Below are 24,583 nucleotides of genomic sequence, written 5' to 3'. Positions count from 1 at the left end.
TCCATCTCAACCCCTCCCAGGAACATGCAGTTGACCATTTCCAAACGAACCCAAGCGTGGCTCTACCTGCTTGCAGCCATCCTTCTGCCTTGCGTTGCTTGGGCGCATGGCGTCAGTGAAGGCGACCAGGCCTTCCTGGAAGACAGTACCGGCCTGCAGCTCATCGCGTTCACGTACCTCGGCGCCAAGCACATGGTGACTGGATACGACCACCTCCTGTTTCTGTTCGGGGTGATCTTCTTCTTGTACCGGATGCGTGATGTCAGCATCTACGTGACGTTGTTCGCGATCGGCCACAGCACCACCTTGTTGCTAGGTGTCCTGGGCGGATTGCATGTGAATGCGTACCTGGTCGACGCAATCATTGGCCTGTCGGTTGTCTACAAGGCGCTGGACAACATGGGCGCGTTCAAGCGCTGGTTTGGGGTACAGCCCAACACCAAAGCCGCCGTGCTGATCTTTGGCTTCTTCCATGGCTTTGGTCTAGCGACAAAGCTGCAGGATTTCTCGCTCTCACCTGACGGGCTTGTCCCAAACATGCTCGCCTTCAACGTGGGGGTCGAGATCGGACAGCTGCTCGCGCTCGCAGGCATCTTGATCGTGATGGGCTTCTGGCGCCGCTTGCCGTCATTCCATCGACAGGCGTACAGCATCAACACCGCCCTTATGTGCGCCGGCTTCGTGCTTGTTGGCATGCAGCTCACCGGCTACTTCGTTTCCTGAATCTACAGAGGTACTCATGTCCATCACGCTTTCCAATCAGCTGCCCAGCACTCGCAAGCTGCTGAAATCCACCGCCCTGGCCGCTGCCGTTGCAGGGGTGATTCTGCTCACCACCGTGCTTCCCGCGGAGTACGGAATCGACCCTACGGGCGTAGGCAAGGTTCTGGGTCTGGACGCCCTAGCCTCCACTGACCAGGTAGAGGCCGTAGCTCCCCCAGTTCCGGCATCTGCTGGCAGCGCCGAAGCCGTCTCGGCGCTGTTCGAGAAGGCCAAGGTTGCCTTCGGGAGCAATGGCAAGCAGACCTTCGAACCCGCCGCTGTCTCTCTCGCCAGCACTCCTTTACGGCAGGACTCACTGACGATCGAGCTTGCCCCTGGTAAGGGCCAGGAGGTGAAGGCCCATATGGCTCAGGGCGCTGGGATGGTTTTCAGCTGGAAGGCCACGTCTGATGTTGCCGTGGACATGCACGGCGAGCGTCCCGACGTGAAGGGCCCCTGGACCAGCTACGCCGTTGAAGGCGCCCAGCGTCAGGCTGAGGGAACGTTCATTGCTCCCTTTGAAGGTACCCATGGGTGGTACTGGCAGAACCGCGGCAGCACCCCCGTGATCATCGAGGTGCAAATTACCGGCTACCAAGCCGACCTCTACCAGCCGTGACACCCGGCATAACGCCGAAATCAACCTAGGAGAAGCAACATGAAGAATCGTTTTGCCCTCATCAGCGTCCTTTTCGCTTCCATTGCAGCGTCCGCATCGGCCTTCGCACATGATCCGGCGCTTCATGCCGAGTCGGAAGTGAAGGAGGCGCCTAAGGCAAAGCCTGCTACGTGTGAACAGCTGGCTGACCGGACGAAGTTCAAGGTGGATCTTGCCGATCCTCAGACCAAGGCGCTGAAGGACAGGTGCGACGCTCAGGCGCAGTCTGCAGCCAAGAAGAAGTAGTAGGCTGCAAAGGATGGTCCGGATTGTGAGGGGCCGGACCATCCTTCCCCTTCTAACCTATATGCATACGTTGAGCTGACGCGTGGATTCAGGGCTGTGCAAGCTGACTCAATTCGGCAAAGAAGGTATGCATATCTTGGGGTACCTCTCCATAGGTTAGATTCCTGGCGACGTCTTCTCTGCTTACGCGGAATTTTTTAAGAACGGAGTTTCCGCTTATGAATATTTCTTTCCCATGCGCATCACGGATTGGTAGTGCGATATCGCTAGCTGTTGGATCAGCAGGGATAACAAGAGCGTGCTCGGCGAAGAAGGCGGTGACATCGCCTTGAGGTGATCCAGCTGCGCGAGCTATGGCGCTCGTGCAGAGGAGATGGTTCTCAATGTGCCTACGCCGCCATTTCATGGCTTTGAAATGGGGTTGTTTGGAAGTGAAAGACTTGTCGATAAGATCATTACCGACCGTCGCATGTGGCTCATCGTCGCGATCCCGAATGCTGATTGCCCGAAGACCAGGAATCTCCGCCAACAGCTGGAGGTAGAGTTGCTGCCTCTCGCCGGCAGATCCCGTCCAGTACCAAGGGACAACGTTCTTGGGCCACGCAAAGTTTGCTTGTTTAGCGATTAGCTGGAGGAAGCGCCAATCGCTCTCGGCTTCCAAGATCAGCATACGTCTGTGCTCCATCAAGGAGTGCAGGGTAGGGGTCTGGATCGTCCCAATCCCGCCAAGAACCTTGACTTTGCCCACTTCCTCTTGGAGGTACTTTGCCTTTCTTTCTGCGACAGCCAGAATTTTCCCATGATCGTAAAAGCGAATCAGTTCAGGAGAGTGTGTGGCCATCAGTACTTGCTTGTTGCGGAGGCTTGCAACGTGCCCGAGGGACATAAGCAGCTCCCTCTGCAGGGTCGCGTTCAGATGTGCATCCGGCTCATCGAGAAGAACGACGTCGACATCGGGTGAGAGTGCGAGGGCGTACACGCTCAGCCATTGGAGGAAGCCACTTCCCTCCACCATAAGGTCTCTTGGAGTGTATTTGGGGTGTCGCTTGAATGTGTCACCCTTCAGTTCACCCTTGGCGCTCTCTACACGAAGGTAGCTGTGAAATCTCTCGTTGAAAGGAACGACCCTCAAATCAGTGGCAAAGATGGACTGCATCGTGCGTAGCAGGATCTCCCAAGGGTCGTTCGAGCGCAGCCATTTCAGCGAGGAATCCTTCAACTTTCTGCTGTTTCCACGCAGGCGTTCACGTTCCCTCCTGTTGTGTTCGTGCAGATCGAATAGGACGTTGCGAATGACTCCACCCGATAGGCCTTGGCCTATCAGACGTTCTCTCATGGCAGGAGTCAGTCTGCCTTCACGATCAGTGATGCCAGCGAATGGCGGTAGATATCCCACTCGCGGGACGTTGCCATCGATCGGCTCGCCCTTTGCGTTGACGATCTCAGCAGCTACCAGATTCGTTGAAGTGGTTCGCACAAAGAGACGATCATTGGCCTGTGACAGACCTATCTCCAAGTGCCGCTCCTGTTTGTCGGGCAGGTCCCAATAGACGCCAATCTTCAGTGTATAGCCGTCGGGCTCGTCGTCCTTGCTAGTCTTCAGATTGGTCCAGAGATGGCTGAGCGATGGAATTTGCATCGGCGTGAAATCCGCAATACCCATGCCCAGGCCAGTTTTGTTCTTGGTTTGCAGCCAGCTGGATCGCCCTTTCTCGATCTCTAGCATAGTCTTGCAGAACTGCCAGATAGCGAGAGCTTGCAGAATCGAGGACTTGCCGGAGTTGTTTCCTCCAACAACAAGCGAAAGGCCTTGATCAATCTCTATCTCTGTGTCCCGAAACTGCTTAAAGCGATGTAGCGTGATCTTCTTTATATGCATGTATCCCCCCTAGAAATTTTTCATTTCCATTTGCGACGAAGTCAATGCTCAGCCGATTTCGTTCGGCGAATTCTCCGTACCCGCTACCGTAGCAGGAGGCGGAATGGAATTGGAGTGACCTAGGAGCTGGAGAGAAGATGCGCTCCCTTCAGTCTGACGGAGTAGGACAACTGCGCAGCAGGGGTAGCTGGCTAGAATTGTGTCCAATGTTCCACCACGATTGCCAGATTCTAGTTGGCGGCGCTCTATCGGGCAGACGAAGAGAGATCCTTGCATGCTGCGCAGTGTTGAGGGCAGCACATTGATTGATTTGGTTGACGGATTCGTCTGCATCGCCGCCATCTCTCAAAAGCAATGGGCCGATGTGCTTGAGGTCGTTCGCAGAGCCAAACCAATTTCGATATCATCAGATAGTCAAGAAAATCACCTCAAACGGTGGCGAGGACATGAACGCAATTGATCGAGATATCCTGATCGTCGGCTTGTTTATCGCTTCTTTTGCCGTCTTCTTTGTCGGGTGGGCCTGCTGGCTCGCTGCGCGTCGGCGGCCTTGCCGGCGATCTGAGCGGAAGGTCTGAGTGAGCCTCAGGGCTATTCACGCCTAGATCTTCTTGGTCTCAGTGCCGCTCGCCCAGGCTACTCGGGGCGTACCCCTAGTCGGTGCCCGAGAGTGTTCCCATATGATGGAGCACGTATTCCTGTTACCTCGAAGTCTCTGCATTTCAACAGTCTACAGGGGCAGATCTCCCATCCCTAACAATCTGAATAGGCGGGCACCTAAGGGTATATGTGTTACTTCTCCGCTGGCTACAGGTATTTCTGTTACTAGTTCAGCGCGGAGTCTGACGGGGCTCGAGGATCGGTTGCGCCCCCAGCCATTCGGGAGTAGCGTCCAGAGCCTGTCAGCGACGTTCCCAGACGCTGCTCTCGACAGCGACTCAGATTCATGTTGACCATAACGCACCACCGAGCCCGAATGCATCTCTGCAGGTGCCCAGACCGCTGCCCGCGCGGATAGGTCTATTTGGAGCGCACGAATGAGTGTCACGACCAAGGCCAGGCAACGCCGACTAGGTGTGCGGCAAGCTCGGACAAGCAACTCGGCAAACCTCTGGACGCTGCAGTCTCCTACAGCTGAGTGCCCGGTGACGCTGAGTGGTGACCTGAGGATGAAGCTTTTCTTTTATTGCGAAGGCGACGCAAGCGTACGTGACGCAGAGTATCGCGAGTCATTGATACAGGTACATCTAGACAGCGGCTCAATCTGCCTTGATGCGCTGACTACGCTGATGGATGGCTCTATTCAGGCGCGGATGATCGATGATGGATCGGACAGGGCTAGGCGAGATATCGAAACACTGAGCGCGGATTGTGTCTATTCAGTCTCCGCTTTCAGCACGCGCGAATTGGGTCAGGCGAAGATGAGGATCCGCAACTGGCAAGCGGCAATCTCTGCTTTTCACCGGTGCCGCGGCTCGGACCTTACTTCCCTGGCAGAGGAGGTTGAATCGGTAGTTCGTCGATGCGGCAAGGTGACCTTAGGAGAGGTCATACGAGCCCTTAACCAAGTGCACCCAGCGGTGGTGATAGGAGCTGCGGTTCTTGCGCTGCGCGCTAGATCCATTGGCTCGGATATGGATGCAAATCCATGGTCTGTGCACACAAGGTTGCTCAGGAGTGAACATGACCGCTCAAATTAAGTTCAACCGGAGAACACTTCCGGCAGATCTTGCCAACTATCATGAGTGGCCGCCCTGTGAAACCAGTCTGTTGGACTCAGCTGATCTGGCGCTATTTGAGCAAAGACGGAAAGCCCTGGTCGCATACTTAGGTGGCCTCCGAACTGCCGAGATTGCCTCGCAGTTCGGGATCGAGCGTACTGAGGTCCTGCGGTACCTCAATCGATGCGTCGCGGTCTTGGGCGATGGCCGCATTGCGGGTTGGGCAGGCCTCATCAAGGGATTTCGCACGAGAGCGCCAACGCGATTCAAGCCCGTAAGCGCGATGCCAAGCCAGTCATTCGGCGGATATACGGGCGCTCTGTCAGCATTGCTTGATTCGCAGCCCGATGTGCAGCTCGCCTTGGACAAATACCTCGCCACTGGCATCACTCCAGGCGGGGCGAAGCGAGGGCGTATCAGCTACAAGGAGGCACATCAGATCTTTCTTGAGCTCTGTCGTGGCACCGGCCTGGGCAAGAATGAATGGCCGTTCTGTGTCGGCCGGTATGGCAGAGAGGCAATCCGGGTATACGTGAAGCAATTCTTCATTGCGAACCACGAGAAGGTTGCATCCCTGCAGTACGGCGAAGAGTGCAGGCAGCGCTCAAGGAGGCCTGGCGGAAAATCCGAAGGGCCCATTGCCCTGGCCCCATTTGAGATAGTAGAGGCTGACGAGCATACGGCCGACATCATCTTTGCCGTGGGCGTGAGTACTCCAAAGGGAGTCAAGTACGTTCCCAGCCGTCGTATGACGCTTATCGTCATCGCTGATAGGTTCACCAGCTTCATTCTGGGCTGGGACATCGTTGTCCGCCGGACAATTTCTAGCTCCGACTTCCTCAGGTGCATCGATCATGCGTCCGCTGGACAGTGTCTCTCGAACGAACTGCAACGTGCACTGGAAGCCACTCTCTCAATAGAGGCCGACGCTCCAGAATTGCGCCTTGGATTTGGCAGCCTCTTTGTCGACAACGCGCTCGCGCACCTATCAGACACGGTAGCCGACAGGGTCAGGGCGGAGACTGGCGCTGCAATCTCCTTCGGGGCGATTAGGCGACCGAAACGCCGATCGCTTGTCGAGCGGGTGTTTGGTTGGATGGCATGGAATGTTTTTCATCAGTCACCATCGACCACGGGAAACAGCCCGACGGACACCAGGCGCAACCAGCCGGAACGTCAAGCGGTCAGGCATCAGGTGACCCTTGAAAAGCTGATGGAAGAGACGTCCAAGGCCGTTGCCCGCTGGAACTCAACGCCTACAGAAGCCAATTACGGCAGCAGTCCCACTGACCAAATACTTGAGTACTACTCACCTGGTTCCGGGTGTCTGGCTCCACTAGGACCCCCTCGTCCCACCCTGACACCTCCGCTTCGAGTGGAGGTGGCTCCCGCTCCCGTTCGCGGGTCTCAGAAGAAGGGCAGACTCCCTCGCGTTAGCTACGCAAGCGTGGAGTACGGCTCGCCGATTCTGGCCACGCGCTGGGATCTGATCGGGCAGTCGGTCACGCTCCATGCAGATCCCTACGACATCTCCCACGTTCAAGCATACACACGCGATGGAAGGGAGCTTGGTGAGCTCGTACCAGTGAGTTCGCGGTGGCAGCATGAGCACTCCCTGGAGATCCGAAGACTGCTCAGATCCAAGATCGAAGGCACTCGGGACGAGCCCATTGGCGACATCGTTGGCTCGGAGCTTCAAGCACTGGCTCAGAAAGCCTTGGATGCTTGCGCAAGAGCCCCACGAACCACGCACGCTGCAACTGTCTTGGCCGAGGAGGGGAGGAAGGGGTACGCGCCGGAGATGTCATCTAGAAGCGCAGGGAAGCGTATCGATACGCAGACACTGGCATCCCGTGTTCGCAAGTCTAGAAACATTGACTTTTCCATCATCGGAAAATGATGAGGTCGACAATGGAGATCCACGAGAGCATTGCCGCAATCCAAGCGACCTACCCATCTTTACGGGACCGGCATCCATTGCTCATGGCGTCGGCCGTACTTCCCACCGCCCCAGTCAAAGAGGCGGCCCGCCTGGTCTTTGACCGGGCACAGCGATTTCGCTCCTCAATCGCGTTCTGGGCGCATCCCTTGTGCGGGAAGTCTTCATGCATCTACGCGCTGCAGATGCTGGCGCCTGTCCAGTACCCAGGATCGGCGTTCGTTATCTATGAGCCCTCTTCAAAGGACGTGGCGGCGGAAGGCGCATTGATCGAAGACCTTCTCTCCGTGATCGACTACGAGCCCCGCGTACTTCGCTCCCTTGCAGGAAAGCGCGACCAACTGATGCGGGCTCTCTATGCACTCTCAGTTGCCGGAAGGCACCTCTTCCTGGTGGTTGACGAAGCGCAGAACTTGCACGCCAAGGATCTAGGCTGGTTGAAGCGTATAGTCAACTGGCTGAACACGCATGAGGTCAAAGTAACGGTTGTCCTGTTCGGTCAAAGCCAGCTTTGCACGATGCACCAACAGTTCATGGCCGAGATGCCAGATCTGACCATTAGGTTCATGGCGGAGCTGGTTGAGTTCAGAAGCCTGCAAGATCCGGCCGACCTGCGCGTCGTTCTCAAGTCGTGTGACGATGAGACCGAGTACCCTCGCGGTTCAGGCTGGTCGTATACGCAGTACCTGTGGCCAAACGCCCATGCCGCTGGGTTTCGCTTAGCCAATTGCGCTACAGATCTGTACGACGCATTTCGGTCTCAGTCTGAGGGTGCGGTTGATCGCGAGGGCGTCAGCATGCAGTGGGTAGCCGAAGCACTGATGTTGGTCGGCCAGGACGGGGAGGAAAGTGATACTGAAGGGATGACGATTCCGCAGGAAGTCTGGGAGCGAGCGATCCTTGATTCCGGCTACCGGTCTAGGACCCCTGCAGCGCTGGCCGCGACAGCGATGGGGAGGCGTCGCACACAGAGGTCGCCATGATCGCATGGAGCCGAAGCCTGATCGATGCCTACTGTTCGTCTTGGACTATCATCCAAACATTGGAGTGGTTCAACTGCATTGAGCTGAAGTGGATGCCAGTGCGCCGAGACTGGCGAGTGGCGCTCGCGAGATCGATTGCACATCTCGCAGAACGCGACGCAAACGACGGTGAATTCGTCGATGAGGCAGAGCAGCTTGTTGCCGTTCAGTCAGCTCTGACTGAAAGGTGCCGATGGTTGAAAGATGAAGAACTTCGTTACTGCCCAGCCTGCGTTCAATCTGGGCGCCACTATCAGTACCAACAGGATAAAAGATTTGTGCGTTGCGTCCTGCATCTCGCGCGCTTGCAGACGGGCTGTCCTCACTGTTCAGTGGCACTGAACACAAAAGGATCTCTAGTGCATGGATTCACATGCGATGCCTGTGGCGAGACACTGCTGAAGTATCCTATACCGGGATCCTTGAAGACCAGCGCGAGTGTCTCCTATGCGCGCACACTCGATGAACTGCATCAATGGCTAAAAGATGCCAATGCATCCCTCCTCAGATACCAACGAGCATGCAGCGGGCACACATCGATATGCTGGGACGGCGATCAAGCCGATAGCCATGCTGGCACGTATTGGTACGCACTTATTCAACACCCGAAGTCCATAGTGCGGAACGCGCTGGCACCGACGCCTGCCTCCTTCAGGGCGTTTCGGGCAACCCCTCTAGTGCAGGCACTTCCAGCTAATGACGGTAAAGCGGCGATCAAGCCCTACCAAGACCTGCTCAGATGCGTCGCACGTCAGATAAGGCGCACCTATCTTAAGGGACACTCTCGCTGCCGCATTCATGCAATGAGGTCTATGGGTGGGGGGCGCACCCGGATCAACTCCTGGTCTCCCGTTACACTCAAACCGCATTTGTGCTGCGCTGGACAGGCGTACGCACTATGGCTGCTCCAGCGGCGCGAAGAGCTGCTAGTTGTCTCCCAAGCAGTGGTAATGAAGGTGTATCCAGGCTCTGAGAATCCTATGCGGCTGCCCGACCTCCACGCGGCGGCAGCTAGTTTCATCAGCTCTTTTGAGGCATGGGTGGCAAATCTTGCACGGATACAGTCGCGGGTTCATCGCTCCAACCGACAGCCTATGCTGTGCGACCCTTTCAGTTACTCCTCACACTGGGCACTGCATCAGCCCGGTGCGACCTGGAGCTGCCCCACACACCTGCGTCTGGGCCACTGGGAAGATCTTGGCCTCTGCGATAAGGGGCTCGTTCAAAAGGAAGATCACGAACTGGTCATAGCCATGGGGCAAGACAGGCGGCGGAGTCTTGCCAGGCTCGCTAAGCCACGGCGACGCCGCGGTCCCGCTACCCCCGACATCCCGCTTTGAAAGTGCTGCGCAACCCATAACCCGAATAATGAACCGCTACCTTGACGGACGCTGTTTCTGCACGGCATTACGACAACGTCGAGAGACTGTCAGGATGGAAGAAGCACCAAACTCGGACATGGCGCTCAACTCTGTCGTAGGCCAGGGCATGCAGGGTAACCCGCGGCAGCAACGGATGCTCGGCCGACATCGCGCACTGTCCAATCTGAATGGCCCGACGTCACCCGATGGCACAGATGATCGACCGCAGCGTCCCTGGCTCCATCTGTTGCTTGTCTCATCGATAAGGGTGCGTTGTCGAGGATAGGGTGGTGGCCGTTTTTGGGGCGAAAGCTGAGGTTGAGCAGGAAGAGATTGTTGGCATGGGGACAGGGCGGCTGTTCGCCCTTGGCCGGGAACAACCTCGGAGTACAACTCCTGCGGCAGGAGCTCCGAGAAATTGATTTCCCACGCTTGCTCTACGCTACGGTCCGAATTCAGTCCTTGCCTTATCGTCGAGGCAGATCGCGTGCCGACCGCGAAGTGCTATGGCCTGACCCTGGACCTAAGTCCACAGATTCCAGACCAAGCGGTCCATATCGCCCCTTGCGGGTCGAAGTAGCATCGACGCCGACAGCATTAAGCACCTCCGCTGAATGCGTACGGTCTACGGAAGCAATTGGATGAACACCAAGAGGACGACGACGGGCGGCCCCGCTCACATGCGCGGTGATCGAAGGGATACCGAGATCCGGAACTACGTGATGAACCTCGGCCCCCAACATCCTGCGGCACATGGGGTACTGCGCCTTGTGCTTGAGATGGATGGCGAGACCGTTGTGCGCGCGGATCCACATGTGGGGCTGCTGCACAGGGGTACCGAGAAGCTGGCGGAGTCCAAGCCCTTCAACCAGTCCATCGGCTACATGGATCGGCTGGACTACGTATCCATGATGTGCAACGAACACGCCTACGTACGTGCGATTGAAACCCTTCTGGGAATCGAGGCGCCCATCAGGGCACAGTACATCCGCACGATGTTCGATGAGATCACCCGTATCCTCAATCACCTCATGAACATCGGAACGGGCGCGCTGGACCTGGGTGCCATGGCCGTGATGCTCTATGCATTCCGGGAACGCGAAGAGCTGATGGACTGCTACGAGGCGGTATCTGGCGCTCGAATGCATGCCACCTACTACCGGCCCGGCGGTGTGTACCGTGATCTGCCTGACCAGATGCCGAAGTACAAGGAGTCATGCTGGAAGAAGGGGAAGGAGCTGCGGCGATTGAACGCCGCGAGAGAAGGGTCCCTGCTCGATTTCATCGAGAATTTCACCCGCGAGTTCCCGAACCGCATTGATGAGTACGAAACCCTGCTCACCGACAACAGAATCTGGAAGCAGCGCACTGTGGGCATTGGCGTTGTGAGCCCGCAGCAGGCCATGGACTGGGGCATGACCGGGGTGATGCTGAGAGGCTCGGGCGTGGCGTGGGACCTGAGGAAGAAGCGCCCCTACGCGAAGTACGATGCCGTTGACTTCGACATTCCGGTCGGCAGCGCCGGTGACTGCTATGACCGCTACCTGTGCCGCGTCGCGGAGATGCGGCAGTCCAACCGCATCATCCGCCAATGTGTCGACTGGCTTCGCGCCAACCCCGGCCCGGTGATGGTCCAGAACTTCAAGGTGGCGCCGCCGTCCCGGCAGGAGATGAAGTCCGACATGGAAGCGCTGATCCATCACTTCAAGCTCTTCAGCGAAGGCTACCAGGTGCCGGCAGGTGAGACCTACGCAGCGGTCGAGGCGCCCAAGGGCGAGTTCGGCTGCTACCTGATCTCCGATGGCGCCAACAAGCCGTTCCGGGTGCACCTGCGTGCTCCCGGCTTCGCTCATCTCTCTTCTCTGGATGAAATCGTCAGGGGCCACATGCTGGCGGATGTCGTCGCCATGATTGGCACCTACGACATTGTGTTCGGCGAAGTGGATCGATGAGGAACCGGCTCAGCCCACACATGGGCTGAGCCACACTCCGGCGGCCGCGAAGGGACAGCCATGTGCAGGCTGAGCAGGTCTTCCACGGTGCGTGCCCCGCCCATCTCCAGGTCGAGGATGCCGGGCTCCAGGATTGATCCCAGCAGAACACCGACCGCGATCGCATGAAGGCTGCGCGCCGCAGTTGCTGTATCAACGCCCTCACGGAGCTGGCCCAGTGCTCCTGCACGCTGGTATACAAGCTCCAGCATGCGGACCTCCGGCATCGCGCACGCCGCGAGCACATCGCCTATGCCGCCCAGCTCATGTGATGCACCAGAGCGCAGCAGAAGCTCAACCGTTCGGCGAACGCGTGGGGTGCGGCGCGTGTGATCAAATACCCTGACCAGGTCCGCAAACAGAAGCTTGAACGGGTCACTGCACTGCCGGATGGCGGCTTCCCGCAGTCCTTCGGGTGCATCTGGCCGCCCTCGCGCGGAAAGTTCACCCAGCAGGTTCTGGCGGGACCCGAAGTGCCAGTAGATCGCGCCGCGCGAATAGCCGCACTCGGTGGCGATCAGCTCCAGCGTGGCGCCCGCGGGCCCGTGGCGCAGCAGGCACACCAGTGCGGCATCGAGGATCCTCTCACGCGTGGCGTGTGCGTCCTCTCTGGTTCTTCTAGCCATGGCACGGTTGCATCCCTGCTGTTCGATGAGCGCGCGACCGCGCGCCATCGGCGGCGAGACGCGCAGACTTCAGCGCGGGATCGTCGGCCTCGGACGGCTCGGTGGCCAGCTTCTTCTTCATCCACTCGATCCACTGCGATGCGGATACCTGGGTCAGGTCCAGGCGAATGATCAGGGCCGAGAGCATTGCAACGTCGTGCCGCCTGCAGCCCTCGACCACCGATTCCACGTAGGCGTTGGTGAATGCGCCGGGGCGGAGCCCGTTGGCACGCATTCTCCGTTCCACATCATGATTGAAGTTCTGCAGCCAGCACGAGAAAGTGGCGTCGATGAGATCCTGCTTGCAGTAGAAGTGATGGAACATCGCGCCACGGCTGACGCCCGAGCATTCGAGAATCTCACTGACGGTCACCGAAGACCGACCATTGCGGACGATAAGCGCTGCCGTTTCGCGGATGAGTATGCCGGGCACACGCACGGACGAACTGTGGGTAGCGTTCAAGAGAGTTTTCCTCATGTAGCGGGCGACGAACGATCCGCCAGGTCAGTACGGCCTGGCGGGTTGCCGTTCGAGCCAGTCAGTGATGCGCCGTGGCTGCTTCGCTTTCGGCGCTCTTCCGGGAAGCGATGGGCCTGCCGATTTCAATCTCAGGGTCCCCCTTTTCGGGCTGCCATGCCCCCAGCGCCAGCTGCACCTGCACGTGGGCCATCAGCAGCCCGGCCTGTGCCGCCGCAAGCTCTCTGCGCGCCTTTTCGTGCAGCGCCTGCTGCTGCAGGCCGGCATCCTTCGGCTCGATTCCGGCGTCCACGCGGGAAGAGGCATAGGCCGAAGATCTGCTGCTGAGTGCCTCGGCATTTACCGCCTGCTGCATCCTGACCTGGGAACTCGTCCACGCATGCAGGGAGTCCTCACTCTCCTTCAGCGCCGTCAGCACGGTCTGCTCGAAGGCATGCCAGTTCTGATCACTGCCGGCGCGAGCGGCTTCCTCCCTGGCCTTCTTCCGGCCAAAGCTCAGCCACTCCCACTGAAGCTCCGGGCCGGCCGAGAAGCGCTTTGCACTGGAATCGCCCAGCGAACCGAACGGTGCAAGGATGCCGCCGAAAACATTCAGCGTGAGGCGCGGAAGGTGCGCGCGCTCGGCGAGTACGACGTTGCCAAGGCTTGCTCGCAGTAGTGCATCGGCCTTGGCGACGTCCGGCCGCCGCGCCAGGAGGTCGGTCGGCTGCGCAAGCGATGCAAGATCCGGCGGGGCCGGCAGTGGAGCCGGGGCCAGCAACGCCTCCCAGGCGTCATCCTGCGCGGTCGGCGAGCGGCCCGCAAGAACCGCCAATGCGGCCCTGTCCGCCTGCAGCCGGGTAACGGTTGCCGCCTCCTGCGCCACCAGCTCGGCATGTTCGGATTCGACCGCAAGTGCCACCCTGCGATCGACCAGCCCTGCCGCATACCGGGCCTTCACGCGCGCCACGCGGGCCTCGCTGAGGCCAACCTCCCGCTCAAGAGAGGACAGGCTGATCTGGTCCATCCTGAGCAGGAAGTAGTTCTTCGCAACCTCGGCCTGGAGCACTGCGGCAGCCGACCTCGCGTCAGCCGCCGCAGCATCGGCCTTGCGATCGGCCATGGCTGCGGCGGTGCCAATGCGCCCAAACAGGTCCAGTTCCCAGGAAAACATCTGTCCGGCGGACAGCAGCCTCTGTGAAGGGGGGCGGGGAAGATCCTGTCGATAGGGATCCGCTTCGATCTGGGCGGACTGCATGGCTTCGGCCTTGACCTGCAGCGCACCGCTCGGCAGATAGTCCTTGCGCGCTGCGCCTGCCAGTGCGCGCGCTTCCACCACGGCGGCAAGGGCAGACTTCAGGTCATGATTCCCGCGCATGGCCAGGCTGACCAGCGCATCCAGGTTGGGGTCGGAGAAGTCCTTCCACCATTGCCTGTTGGGCGTCCCGGGCAGGACATCCGCATCCAGCGCCGCCGGCGTGGGGGCCTGGCCCACATGATGCCGGGCTGCGGCGTCAGGGATCTCGGTCCTGGGGGCCACAGAGGCGCAGCCAGAAGACAGGGCCACAAGCACAGCAATCGACAGGCAGGCAACTCGATTTCCAATAGACATGATCATGCCTCCTCGGTCGGGTGAATGCGGTAGAGCGCGGCATACAGCGCTGGAATGAGGCCCAGCGTGATCAGCGTTCCAAGGGCGAGGCCGCCGATCATCACGATCGACATGCTGGTCCACATGGAGCCGCCAAACAGCAGCAGCGGGACAAGGCCGAGAATGCAGACCATCTTGGTCATGACGATGGGGCGCAGGCGCTTGGCCGCAGCCTCTTCAATGGCCTGGAGAGGAGGCAAGCCATCGCGCTGACCTTCGTCGATCGCATCGATGAGCAGAATCGCGTTGTTGACGATGATGCCGGCAAGTGCGAGCAGCCCCAGTGTTCCGATGAAGGTCAGGCTGGTGCCACTCAGCTTGAGTGCCAAGGTCGCGCCGATGACCACGAACGGAATGCTCGCCAGGACGATCAGGCTCTTGCGGATGCTCTCGAACTGCCATACGAACAACAGGAACATGGCAGCAAGGCAGAGCGGGAGCAGCTTCTCGATGCCTTCGTTGGCACTCTTGCTTTCTTCGATCTCGCCACCGAGTTCAACCCGCACGCCCTGCTTGCGGAATTCGGAAAGAAGTGGCTCCACCTTGTCCGCGATCCCCTGGGCCGTCAGCTCGGAGCTCTTTGCAAGCACGGTGACCGCGCGCGTCTGGTTCACTCGCTGGATTGAAGACAGCTGCGGCGCCAACCGAAGCTTGGCCACCTGGCCCAGAGGCACGCTTCCGCTGCCATCCGCCTTCTGGATCGGGAGTGCCTCAAGCTGGCCGATATCCGTGCGCAGTGCCGCCTCTCCGCGGAGGATGACCGGGAGAACGGTGTCGCCCTCACGATAACGGGAGATCGTTGCGCCGGTCAGCAGCATGTCCATGCTCTTTGCGATGTCCGCGCTGCTGATGCCTGCGGCCTGGGCCTTGGGCTGATCGACGTCCACATCAAGCTGGACGACCTGGCGTTCGGCATCGCTGGATACATCCACCATCCCCGGCGTGTCCTGCAGCGTGCGCAGCAGCTTCTCGGCGGCAATCCGATGTGCGCCGTCGCTGCTGGAGATGCGGAACGTCGCTACGCCGGCATCCGAAGACCCCATCGAGAACCGCTTGGGCTCCACCCGCACATCCGGGAAGTGTGTTGCCATCACAGAACGCAGCCGCTCAATGGCCGCCTCGTGCTTGACGCCCTTCGCAAGGGACAGCACGGCATACGCGCGGTGTCCTGCGGGAGTAGGCGGGTTCAGTGCCAGGATGAAGCGTGGGCCACCATCACCCATGTACAGGGCGTGGCTGGAGATCTCCGGAACGAGCTTCTCGTCGGCCAGTACCTTGCTGATCTGTTGAGCAACCGCCATCGTATTGGCCGGGCTGGAATCCGGGGACAGCTCGATGGCCATCTGCAGCTGATGGCGCTCGGACGGCGGCATCAGCTCGTTGGGGACGGTGGTGAACAACCAGCCGGAGGTTGCCAGCAGTGCAACCATGACGCCGATGTAGATGGCCTTGTGCCCCAGGATCCAGCGGACCTTGCCGCGGTACCAGCCCGTCAGCCGCTCGACCGCGCGTGCGGTGCGGCTGAGTTCGGCATGGTGATGGGCAAAGTACTTGCACAGCAGCGGAATCAGGGTAACACCGATGACCAGCGACAACAGCAGCGCGATAGCCATCACGATGCCCAGACTGCGCAGGTACTCGCCTGTTTCCGTGCTGGAGATGGCAAGCGGCATGAACGCCAAGATGATCGCCAGCGAAGAAACCAGAAGCGGCACGAACATCGTGCTGCCGGCGTGAGCGGCAGCCTGGTCCGGCGACTCACCCAACGAGAGCCGCCGCTCCATGTCCTCAGCAACGACAATCGCGTTATCGACGAACAGTCCCAGGGCGATGATGATGGCACCCACCGAGATCATGTGCAGATCGATGTTCAGGATCTTCATGATCGCCATCGTTCCCAGTACCGTGGTCGGCACGATGGCGCTGACGATCAGGCCGGTCCTCATTCCAAGGAATAGCACGACGACCGCCATGACGATGACGAGGGTCTCCAGGAAAACCTTGGCAACACGCAGCAGCTGGGTGGAAACAACCTCGGCCTGATCCGTGATCTGGACAAGCTGCATGCCGGCCGGCAGCGTTTCCGAAAGCCGTTCAACGTCGCCTCGCAGCAGATCGGCGAAGCTCACTACGTTGAGTCCTGGTGCCATGGAGACCGCTATCACCACGGCCGGCGTGCCATTGACGAATGCACCCGTCATCGGCGGGTCCTGGGTCACCCGTTCCACTCGCGCAAGGGCGCCCAGAGGCACCGAGCCACCCTTCGGCAGCGGAATCGGCGTACTCTTCAGCTGGGAGGGGTTGTCGGCGTCACCGCTCACGTTGAGCGCAATCTCCGAACCACCGATCTCGACGTAACCCGCCGGCGCAATGACATTGCGCTTGGAAACCGCATCGGCAATCACATTGGGGTTGAGCCCACGCGCAGCCAGGGAAGGCACGTCCAGGATGATCTGGACCTGCTCGTCCCTCACGCCGTGCAGCGAGACACGCTCCACCCCGGGCAGCCGGAACAGCTCATCGCGCAGGCGGCGGGCTTCTGCCCGAAGCTCGCCTGCGTTATAGCCGTCGCCGGTCAGGCCCATGGTCATCACCGCAACCCGACCGAATTCGTCGTCCACAACGGGACCAATTGTTCCCTCGGGAAGCTGGCTCTGGATGTCCCCCATGCGTGAGCGCAACCGTTGCCACACAATGGGAATTTTCTCCGATTCCACGGTGGGATAGAGATCAACGTAGGTGAACGCAAAGCCTGGACGGACAGTCGTCCGGATCCGCTTGACCTCTGGCATGCCACGAATGCTCTCCTCGATCGGGCGAGCGACCAGCTGCTCGACCCGGTCCACGCCGGCGCCCGGCATGAAGCTGAGTACCGTCGCCGTGCGAATGGTGATGGGGGGCTCTTCAGTGGACGGGAAGTCCAAGGCGAGAATGAGGCCGGTAAGGACGACCGCCACAATCGCCAGCAGGGTCAGGCGGGGACGCGCCAATGAGAATGAGGAGAGGCTCATTGTTCTGATCCCATCTTCATGTCGACAGGCTTGATCTGGGTGCCCGGGCGGATGGCCTTGGCCCCAGCAACGACGACGCGCTGACCTGCAGAAATCTGGCCGCTCACTTCGATCCAGTCGCCGTGGTACTGACCCAGGCTTACCTCGGCAAGTTCGGTCGTCTTGCCATCCTTTGCCAGCCGAAGCACCTGCCCCTTACCGCCAACGGCAGACGGCAGAACAGCACGAAATGGCACTTGAAGCCTGGCTGGGCCTGCATCCGTTCCAGAAATCCGGACCGACCAGGTCGAGCCCACGGTCGCCGCCTCGGGCACTGCGATGTATGCGGTACGCACGCCGCCAGCATCAACGCGGCCATCGACACGGAGCACCTTGCTCGCCACGGTGTCCGAGCCGCTGATCAGATTGACCACCTGCCCAACAGCCAGGGGAGCAGTGCCCGGAATCGCGACAGACAGCTCGCGGCCTGCACCATCGACCTGGATGGCAACAGCGCCCGGGCCCACGGACTGTCCAACTTCAACGGTCCGGGCAGCCACGACTCCGTCAAACGTTGCCCTCAACGTGGCTTCCCCTTGTGACCAGCCGGCGAGCTCGTGCTGCGCGCGGGCATTGCGGACGGCCGCATTCGCAGCCGCCAGTTCGGCCTTCGCGGCGGTCATCTCCGCCGGGCTGAGCGCATCAGCCTTCTGCGCAACATCGAGTCGCTCAACGCGACGCTGGACCTCGTCCAATGCGGCCTGCGCGCGTGCGACGTCGCCGGCAGCGGACGCCTCCTGCGCTGCAAAGGGGACAGGATCCAGGCGGGCTAGCACCTGCCCCTTCTTTACGACATCGCCAGGTTCAACGAGTACTGCAGAGACCTTTCCGGAAACCGGGAAGGACAGCTGTCCTCGCTGCGTGGCACGTACGGTGCCGATGTAAGCGCGCTGATCGCCAGTGGCCTGTCGAACGGATGCGACGTACGCGGTACGTGCTTCGGGCGCGGCGCTTTCCGGGGTGTCGGAGCATCCCGTCATCACGGACAGGGCAATGGCCAGTGCGCTGAGACGAGGCACCAACGACCGAGTCATATGGGTCTTCACGTTCGGTTCCTTGTATGGGTGGTCGGTTCCACAGACCGGCTCGGTGCCGTCGGGTCTGCAGGCGGCGTAAATTTAGGGGGACACCTGCACCCCGAACAGGACAGTTGTGGACACGCAGGGGCTCAAACAGGTCAACTGGGACAGATGGCGCACCTGGTGATCCCTTGTGGCATGAGACGCCCCCGCCTGAATCTGGTCAGCGACATGAGGACGTTGTTACTGTCGGCGCTCTCAAGGGGACATTGGAGGACGGGCAGGGGACCCAAAAGGCCAGAATGTGTCCGCCACGTTGAAACAGGTCCCCTCGCGGCCCGACTATGTGGGCGTCGCACTACCTTTCGAATTCGTGATGGCCCCTATCCCCAAGAATCTGCCGGCGTTCATGGACTGGCCTGTCGCAGGCGAGGATGCCGCGCTGGATGCTGTCGCTCTCCAAGCTTCTGAAGATCCAAACGCCGCAAGCGAATCGCAGATTGCCGAGATAGTGCCCACCGGGGCGAGGGCAATCCTCGGCCTGGTCGAGGACCGGGGGTTCTCTCCGGAAGAGCTATGCCGCGGGCTCGGCTTCACTTATCGCGATCTATCAATGAGGGACGTGAGGCTGTCCTACCGGCAGATGCGCCAGTTGTTCATGCGGGCTGAGCGTTTGCTGGGCGAGCCTGCGCTGGGCCTGGCACTGGGGGCCAGACAGACGCCCATTTCTTGGGGGGTACCCGGATTGGCAATGCTCACGTGCGAGACCTACGGCGATGCACTGACGTACGGCCTCACCCATCAGCAGGCCATCGGCTCGATGCTGATCCACACGGTGGAGGAGGTGGGAAGGGAAGTGAGAATGGAAGTCAGGTTCAAACGATTCGACATTCAACTGGAGTCGGTGCTGGTCGAGGACGCGTTCGCCGGATTCGTTGCGGTCAGCAGATACGTGATTGGGCCATCATTCGCGCCACTCAGGGTTGATTTCTCACTCCCCAAACCCTCTGATCCTGAAGTCTATCGACGATTCTTCCAGTGCCCTGTCCGCTTCGATGCTGGCATCAATCGCCTGATCATAGACTCACATTGGCTGAGCGCGCGCTTGCCCGGTTTCGATCGGGTCAATTCAAGAATTGTCCGAGAGCAGTTGGATTCACTTCTTCCAACGCGAGGGGGCCGCAATGAGATTGTTGAATCCCTGTCTAGCCATCTTCGATGTGATATCGAATCAACGACCAAGCAGAGCGAACTTGCGAGCCTGATCAATGTCAGCGAAAGAACGCTCCGCCGCCGGCTGAGCCGCCAGGATTCCAGCTATCGGGAGATTCGGGACGAAGCGAGGTATGAACGCGCCCGTGATCTCCTGCTGAACTCTGAGTTGAGCATCGCCGAGATTGCGGAAGCGGTTGGATATTCCGACGCCCGTGCATTCCGGCGCGCATTCAAGCGCTGGGCAGGTTGCCTGCCAACCGAGTTCCGGGAATCCAGGTAGACAGCATTCAGTCCGTTTCGACATCCGTATCAGATTCCTCAGAAGCGCGATTCCCACAGACTTCGCGAAGCTTGTCGTGATCATCATGGCAGCGTCATGCGTGCTGTTCGATCCGAGGCACGTACTGCATTGATGATTGCAGCAGTCTTGCCAGTACCTGGCGTTCGCCATGTCCGACATCCTGGAATGGCCGAGGCGCGCTTCGCAGACAGCCAGCTCGAACTCGATTAACTCTTCTCCACACAAGCTCCGAAAGCAATGCACCCTGCGAATCCCCGATGCCTAGATCCTGCGTCAGGTATCCATCGATCTGCCATTCTGGGAAAAGCGCCGCTGGCTAAGCCCGACGCAGTGGACCGCTGGCGGCAGTGGGTCCCAAGGATCGTCGCAGGCATCCTAATGATGTTGCTGACCGCGTGTAACGCGGTGCATGTGGTCAGGTCAAACCAGGCCAAGACGTATGCAGGTCTTACCATCCACGGGGAGCGCCGGATGGAGATCGTGCCAGTGGGCAGCTCGCATGGGCACTTTCAGACGGTGACTCTAGCACCAGTCCTGCTGATGCCAGAGGTCGCTGAAACGCTGAGCCCGGGTGTCGGCGAGCGCCTCAAGGCTGCCGTAAGCAGTCAGCTGCAGCGTCAGATCGACAGGCGCCTGGGCCGGAGCGGGGCGCAAGATTCGGGAGCGGGTCTGTTGCTGATTGCAAGGATCACCTCTGTGAAGGAGGCCTCTGCTGGCCTGAACATTGCCACATCGGTTCTGATAGGGCCGGTGAGCAAGGGGCGGCTTTCCCTTGAGATCGAGGCGATCGACGTAAGCACCGGCAGGCAGGTAGGACTGCTACTGCTCGCCGACGAAGCCGACATGAGGGACATTCGAAAAAGCTACACGCCGGACGGCCACGCCAAGGCGCTTGCGGGTCGGTTCGCGGTCGAGGCGGTGGAGTTCATTGCGCCGATGGTGAGATCACGCTAGGTTCCTGGTACTTCGCCACCGTCGAAAAGCATTCTCTGGGTGTGGTGGGACACTGACATGCATTGTTATGGCTCTGACAAAGCATTGATGGTGTATGACTTGGCGACTCGAAGCGAGACGGTCTTGGTACTCTCAGTAGTGACACTATCGTGCTTTGTAGGAGCGCCTGCAGATCTGCCCGAGCTGGCGATTCCAGACAGATTACTTCGCGAGCTCAAGCACATGCGGGAAAATTGATCTATTTCGATGGGAACTTGGCTGGATTGAGAGAGGCCCTTTTGTCCGAAAGCTTGCGTCGGATCGAGCTGGCGGTTAGGGATGTTTATCGGGGGCAGGGGAGGGCACGTGCCGTCCCGTCGCGCGCATCTGAACCTCTACCGGAGCGGAGAGCTTGCAGTAATGGCAGATCTCTGTCCTGGCTGGTTCGCTGGCTTGTACGCCGTGGCCGATAGCCCTAAGATCTAGCTGTATTAAGGGGATGGCCCACCATGCGGTGAGCTATGGATGAATCGAATAACCGGACCCAAGCATCCGGCTATCAGGTAGTCAGGTCTACTCACATGGCAAAGCAGTACCCAAAGAGGTCAATCAGTGGCGACGCTGGCGAGCATTTCGCGGCGTACAAGTTTACACAAACCCTAAAGTGGCCTTGTCGACTTCAAAGCGTCGATTTAGGCATCGACGCAGAATTGGAGATTTGTGACCAGCAATTCTCCGCGACAGGAAACGTGGTCAAACTTCAAATAAAGTCCTTTCAAGAGTTGTCAGGATCACAGCGTCACGATGTCTACGTTGATGATTCAGATATCGACTACTGGCAGCGATTCTCAGTCCCAACCATAATCGTCTGCGTCGACCTTAAGAACGAGAAAGTGTACTGGAAGCCGATCAGCGCGACAGAAGCCTACGCGACAGGTGGGGCATCTAGAAAAATCACATTCAATTTATCTGAGGATGAATTGAAACCTGAAGCAACGAGCAAGATTTCCTCTTTAGCATCACCAGATCACTTCAAAGATATTTTAGATTTGATCACTGAGGCAGAGGCCATCTACAAAAGACAAGTTGCTTCGGATGTGTTCGCAATTTCTGGCGATGAATTGGATGAAATACACAAAGTTAACAACACCTTTGAATCCATTGTTTCAAGAATAGAGGAAATTCGTCGCCATTACCCTTGGCGCATCAGCGAATTCTCTTCAAAAAAAATCGAGCGAATGAAAAGTGAGATGTACCGTTACTGGAACTATGCTGAGGTGAGTTGGAGAAATGGCGTCAATGGCATGTAGGTCTAGCGATTGGTCAAGCCGGACTCGTTGTGCAAGTCGGCGCAATCCGGAGTTGAACACCCGCTACTGGCGGTAGCGGCGGCCGGAGGGGCGGTGGATTAGGAAGATTTATCGGGGGTAGGGCATGGCAGCGCCCGACCCAGAGCGTAATTGTGTCCGCAGGTTCGCCCAGACCCGTTCAACGCCGGCCCCACAGCCCTGGCACCTGTCTCAGTCCGTGCGACTGGCCCCGGCTACAGTTGCTCAATCACGTTAGGGGCGCGCCCAATGTGGCGCGGTGTTTTGAGGGTTCAAGGAGCGGGGTAGAGGGCATGAGGAGTCATGAGTACGTCCTGCTGGACGGGATCAGCCGAGCGAAGATTGGCCGCTACTTGGGGACAGCGGCGGCGGCCATTTCAGCGGGCATTGTTTACTTAGTCCTGCGGGTGATCGATCTAGCTGGAAGGTACGGCCTACCTGCGCATCTGACGCCCTCGGTGATGGCACTCATCGGAGCGGGTACCGTGTACCTGATCCTCTATTGGCTATTCGACCGGCATCTCTGGCGCATACCTTGGCTAGCAGGCTTGCTAAAAGTCCCCGATCTGCAGGGGCAGTGGCGGTGCGAGGGTACTTCGTATGGCGGGGCAGACAATGCGTCGGCCCGAGACTGGACCGGTACCGTGTCCATCGCCCAGAGCTGGGATCGATTACGCATCCGCTTGACCACCGAGCAATCCGGGTCCGACAGTGTGGTCGCAGCACTGATGCACGATGAGGCTGGTGGCTACCGGCTGTTTTACAACTATCGCAATGATGCACGCATCGATCAGCCTGAGCTTGCTAACCACGTGGGCTTCTGCGACATGACTGTGAGCGCGGACCAGCAGCAGGCCGAAGGCGACTACTTCAATGGACGGGGACGTGCGACCTACGGTCGAATGCGCTGGAGGCGCCAGCCATGACCACGATCGATCAACGGCTCCAGAAGCTACGCGCCAGGAGATCGGGCGCTGACCGCGCCGCCGCCGTGGCCACGGATCAGCAGATTGAGATCCTGCGCAAGCAGGTGTTGGGGGAGGCCTATGAGCGACGGGCCGGGGGCAAACCCTTCACCCGCTACGCCTTGGGTGCCATGCAGGAGGTCGACCCCGACTACACGCGTATCAGCGTCGAGACCGCCAACCGTGTCGAAAACCAACTGCGGCAGCGGTTAGCGGCCGAAGGGCTCAATACCACCTACCGCTTGCAGGGTTCTGTGCCGTTGAATGTTCACATTCGGGGCGTCAGCGATGTGGATCTGCTGACGATCGGGCTAGGCTCGTTGTATTACGCACCGGCCGGTGTGCGGGCCCAGCGCGGCGATTACTCCCCTCCGCTGCGCGACACGTTAGTGTTGCTGTGCGATCTACGTCGCATGAGTGAGCCAGCCTTGCGCGCCGCCTTCCCGGCGGTCGACGTGGACACGACCAACGCCAAGGCCATCAAGCTCAGCGGCGGCTCGCTGGCTCGTCCTGTAGATGTCGTCCCGGCGGTCTGGTGGGATACGGTGCAGTACCAGCTAAGTGGCCTGGAACATGATCGCGGCGTCTCGATCTACCACAAGTTCGACAACGTCACGATCGATAATCTGCCATTTCTCCATATCAAGCGGGTGTCAGACCGAGACGTTGTTGCGTTCGGCAGCCTTCGCAAAGCTATCCGGCTGTGCAAGAACGTCAAAGCCGATTCAGAAGAGGAGGGCACGGTGATCGGTTTATCCAGCTTTGAGATCGCCGGCTTGCTCTATCACGCGGACCTGACCGCGCTGCGCGCCGGTGCGCAATGGGAGCTGGGCATCCTGGCGGAGACGCAACGGCACTTGGATTGGTGCTATCACCATCCCGCAGAAGCTCAAGCGCTGATGACGCCCGATGGCTCGCGGCGCATTCTGGACACGCCCGAGAAAGTCACCGCACTGAGGCGACTATCGATGGAAATGGACAAATTGTTGCGGCAGGTGGCGCGGGAACAGAATGCGGTCCTGTACTTGCAGGAATCTCCAAGCCTGGAAAGCAGCCGCCGCGCGGTGGAGCAACTGATCGTCCAATGAGAATGGCGCGCCCCTGCCGTAGTGTCATCGAGGACCGAGGCCCGGAGCGCGGCCATCAAACAGGTGTGTGGCCGTGTTGGTGGTGACAGCGCCGGCTTGGAAGTAGCCCACCACGATGACCACGGCCCGATGGTCGGTCATGGTCACTAGCGCGGGCAGGACGCTGCCTTGACGGGCGCCTTCGGGGTAGCTCTTCTGGCCCGACCGCTCACCGGCCCGATGCGTGCACCTCAGCATTGATCGTCAGACCACACGCGCTGACGGAATACCTCGTTCGCTAATACGTGATCGGTAAAGACCTGATCAGGTTGGGTCAGGTCAGGTGTCAATGC

At 59.4% G+C, this 24,583-nt stretch carries 18 protein-coding genes; 12 read left to right on the top strand and 6 right to left on the bottom strand.

Translation table 11 applies throughout. The annotated features are described in order from the left end of the window. Window positions 1-24: 24 nt before the first annotated feature. From N5C18_RS04815 to N5C18_RS04805, 3 genes are read left to right on the top strand one after another with little or no spacing between them, the layout of a single operon-like run. On the top strand, window positions 25-723 hold the full coding sequence (locus N5C18_RS04815; protein WP_008264906.1) for a HupE/UreJ family protein: 699 nt from the start codon (window positions 25-27) through the stop codon (window positions 721-723). A gap of 16 nt (window positions 724-739) precedes the next feature. Further along, the gene (locus N5C18_RS04810; RefSeq protein ID WP_033835097.1) at window positions 740-1,381 is read left to right on the top strand and encodes a hypothetical protein; all 642 of its coding nucleotides are present in this window, start codon (window positions 740-742) and stop codon (window positions 1,379-1,381) included. 39 nt (window positions 1,382-1,420) lie between these two features. Next, the gene (locus tag N5C18_RS04805; protein ID WP_008267212.1) at window positions 1,421-1,666 is read left to right on the top strand and encodes a hypothetical protein; all 246 of its coding nucleotides are present in this window, start codon (window positions 1,421-1,423) and stop codon (window positions 1,664-1,666) included. A gap of 88 nt (window positions 1,667-1,754) precedes the next feature. On the opposite strand, the gene N5C18_RS04800 is transcribed toward N5C18_RS04805, so the two are convergent. Next, on the bottom strand, window positions 1,755-3,545 hold the full coding sequence (locus N5C18_RS04800; RefSeq protein ID WP_014645525.1) for an ATP-binding protein: 1,791 nt from the start codon (window positions 3,543-3,545) through the stop codon (window positions 1,755-1,757). Between the two features lie 274 nt (window positions 3,546-3,819). On the opposite strand from N5C18_RS04800, the gene N5C18_RS04795 reads away from it, so the two are divergent. The 4 genes from N5C18_RS04795 (at window position 3,820) to N5C18_RS04780 (ending at window position 11,540) form a co-directional block, all read left to right on the top strand. After that, a complete protein-coding gene (locus N5C18_RS04795) occupies window positions 3,820-4,005 on the top strand; it encodes a hypothetical protein (protein WP_130768359.1) in 186 nt (61 codons plus the stop codon). A 1,223-nt stretch (window positions 4,006-5,228) separates the two neighbouring features. Next, window positions 5,229-7,166 (top strand): Mu transposase C-terminal domain-containing protein, encoded by a 1,938-nt coding sequence (locus N5C18_RS04790; protein ID WP_033835132.1) that lies wholly within the window; start codon window positions 5,229-5,231, stop codon window positions 7,164-7,166. An 11-nt stretch (window positions 7,167-7,177) separates the two neighbouring features. After that, on the top strand, window positions 7,178-8,188 hold the full coding sequence (locus tag N5C18_RS04785) for an ATP-binding protein (RefSeq protein WP_195743626.1): 1,011 nt from the start codon (window positions 7,178-7,180) through the stop codon (window positions 8,186-8,188). Between the two features lie 2,080 nt (window positions 8,189-10,268). Next, window positions 10,269-11,540, top strand: a complete 1,272-nt coding sequence (locus N5C18_RS04780) for an NADH-quinone oxidoreductase subunit D (RefSeq protein ID WP_033835674.1) — start codon at window positions 10,269-10,271, stop codon at window positions 11,538-11,540. Here the strand turns inward: N5C18_RS04780 and N5C18_RS04775 are convergent. From N5C18_RS04775 to N5C18_RS04755, 5 genes are all read right to left on the bottom strand, one after another. Then, a complete protein-coding gene (locus tag N5C18_RS04775; RefSeq protein ID WP_229295541.1) occupies window positions 11,507-12,142 on the bottom strand; it encodes a TetR/AcrR family transcriptional regulator in 636 nt (211 codons plus the stop codon). The genes N5C18_RS04780 and N5C18_RS04775 overlap by 34 nt on opposite strands. Before the next feature lie 55 nt (window positions 12,143-12,197). Further along, the gene (locus tag N5C18_RS04770; protein WP_279943962.1) at window positions 12,198-12,707 is read right to left on the bottom strand and encodes a TetR/AcrR family transcriptional regulator; all 510 of its coding nucleotides are present in this window, start codon (window positions 12,705-12,707) and stop codon (window positions 12,198-12,200) included. Between the two features lie 76 nt (window positions 12,708-12,783). Next, window positions 12,784-14,319: a TolC family protein gene (locus tag N5C18_RS04765; RefSeq protein ID WP_229295539.1), complete on the bottom strand. Its 1,536-nt coding sequence runs from the start codon at window positions 14,317-14,319 to the stop codon at window positions 12,784-12,786. After that, window positions 14,316-17,363 carry an efflux RND transporter permease subunit gene (locus tag N5C18_RS04760; protein ID WP_033835671.1) on the bottom strand — a complete coding sequence of 1,016 codons (3,048 nt, stop codon included), beginning with the start codon at window positions 17,361-17,363 and terminating at the stop codon, window positions 14,316-14,318. The genes N5C18_RS04765 and N5C18_RS04760 overlap by 4 nt, the downstream gene beginning before the upstream one ends. Next, a complete protein-coding gene (locus N5C18_RS04755) occupies window positions 17,360-18,448 on the bottom strand; it encodes an efflux RND transporter periplasmic adaptor subunit (RefSeq protein WP_279943961.1) in 1,089 nt (362 codons plus the stop codon). The genes N5C18_RS04760 and N5C18_RS04755 overlap by 4 nt, the downstream gene beginning before the upstream one ends. 289 nt (window positions 18,449-18,737) lie before the next feature. Between N5C18_RS04755 and N5C18_RS04750 the strand changes: the two genes are divergently transcribed. From N5C18_RS04750 to N5C18_RS04730, 5 genes are all read left to right on the top strand, one after another. Then, on the top strand, window positions 18,738-19,916 hold the full coding sequence (locus N5C18_RS04750) for an AraC family transcriptional regulator (RefSeq protein ID WP_279943960.1): 1,179 nt from the start codon (window positions 18,738-18,740) through the stop codon (window positions 19,914-19,916). 399 nt (window positions 19,917-20,315) lie between these two features. Continuing rightward, on the top strand, window positions 20,316-20,891 hold the full coding sequence (locus N5C18_RS04745; RefSeq protein ID WP_279943958.1) for a DUF3313 family protein: 576 nt from the start codon (window positions 20,316-20,318) through the stop codon (window positions 20,889-20,891). Window positions 20,892-21,451: 560 nt separating this feature from the next. After that, on the top strand, window positions 21,452-22,180 hold the full coding sequence (locus N5C18_RS04740) for a DUF4365 domain-containing protein (RefSeq protein WP_279943957.1): 729 nt from the start codon (window positions 21,452-21,454) through the stop codon (window positions 22,178-22,180). Between the two features lie 311 nt (window positions 22,181-22,491). After that, entirely contained in the window at window positions 22,492-23,124 is a 633-nt protein-coding gene (locus N5C18_RS04735) for a hypothetical protein (protein WP_279943956.1), read from the top strand. Further along, the gene (locus N5C18_RS04730) at window positions 23,121-24,251 is read left to right on the top strand and encodes a hypothetical protein (RefSeq protein ID WP_279943955.1); all 1,131 of its coding nucleotides are present in this window, start codon (window positions 23,121-23,123) and stop codon (window positions 24,249-24,251) included. The genes N5C18_RS04735 and N5C18_RS04730 overlap by 4 nt, the downstream gene beginning before the upstream one ends. The last annotated feature ends 332 nt before the right edge of the window (window positions 24,252-24,583 follow it).

Origin of the sequence: Stenotrophomonas sp. GD03930 (assembly GCF_029839665.1) — a bacterium.
Taxonomy (GTDB): Bacteria; Pseudomonadota; Gammaproteobacteria; order Xanthomonadales; family Xanthomonadaceae; genus Stenotrophomonas; species Stenotrophomonas forensis.
The sequence above is the reverse complement of the archived record's forward strand: the minus strand, read 5'-3'. Positions and strand labels throughout refer to the sequence as shown.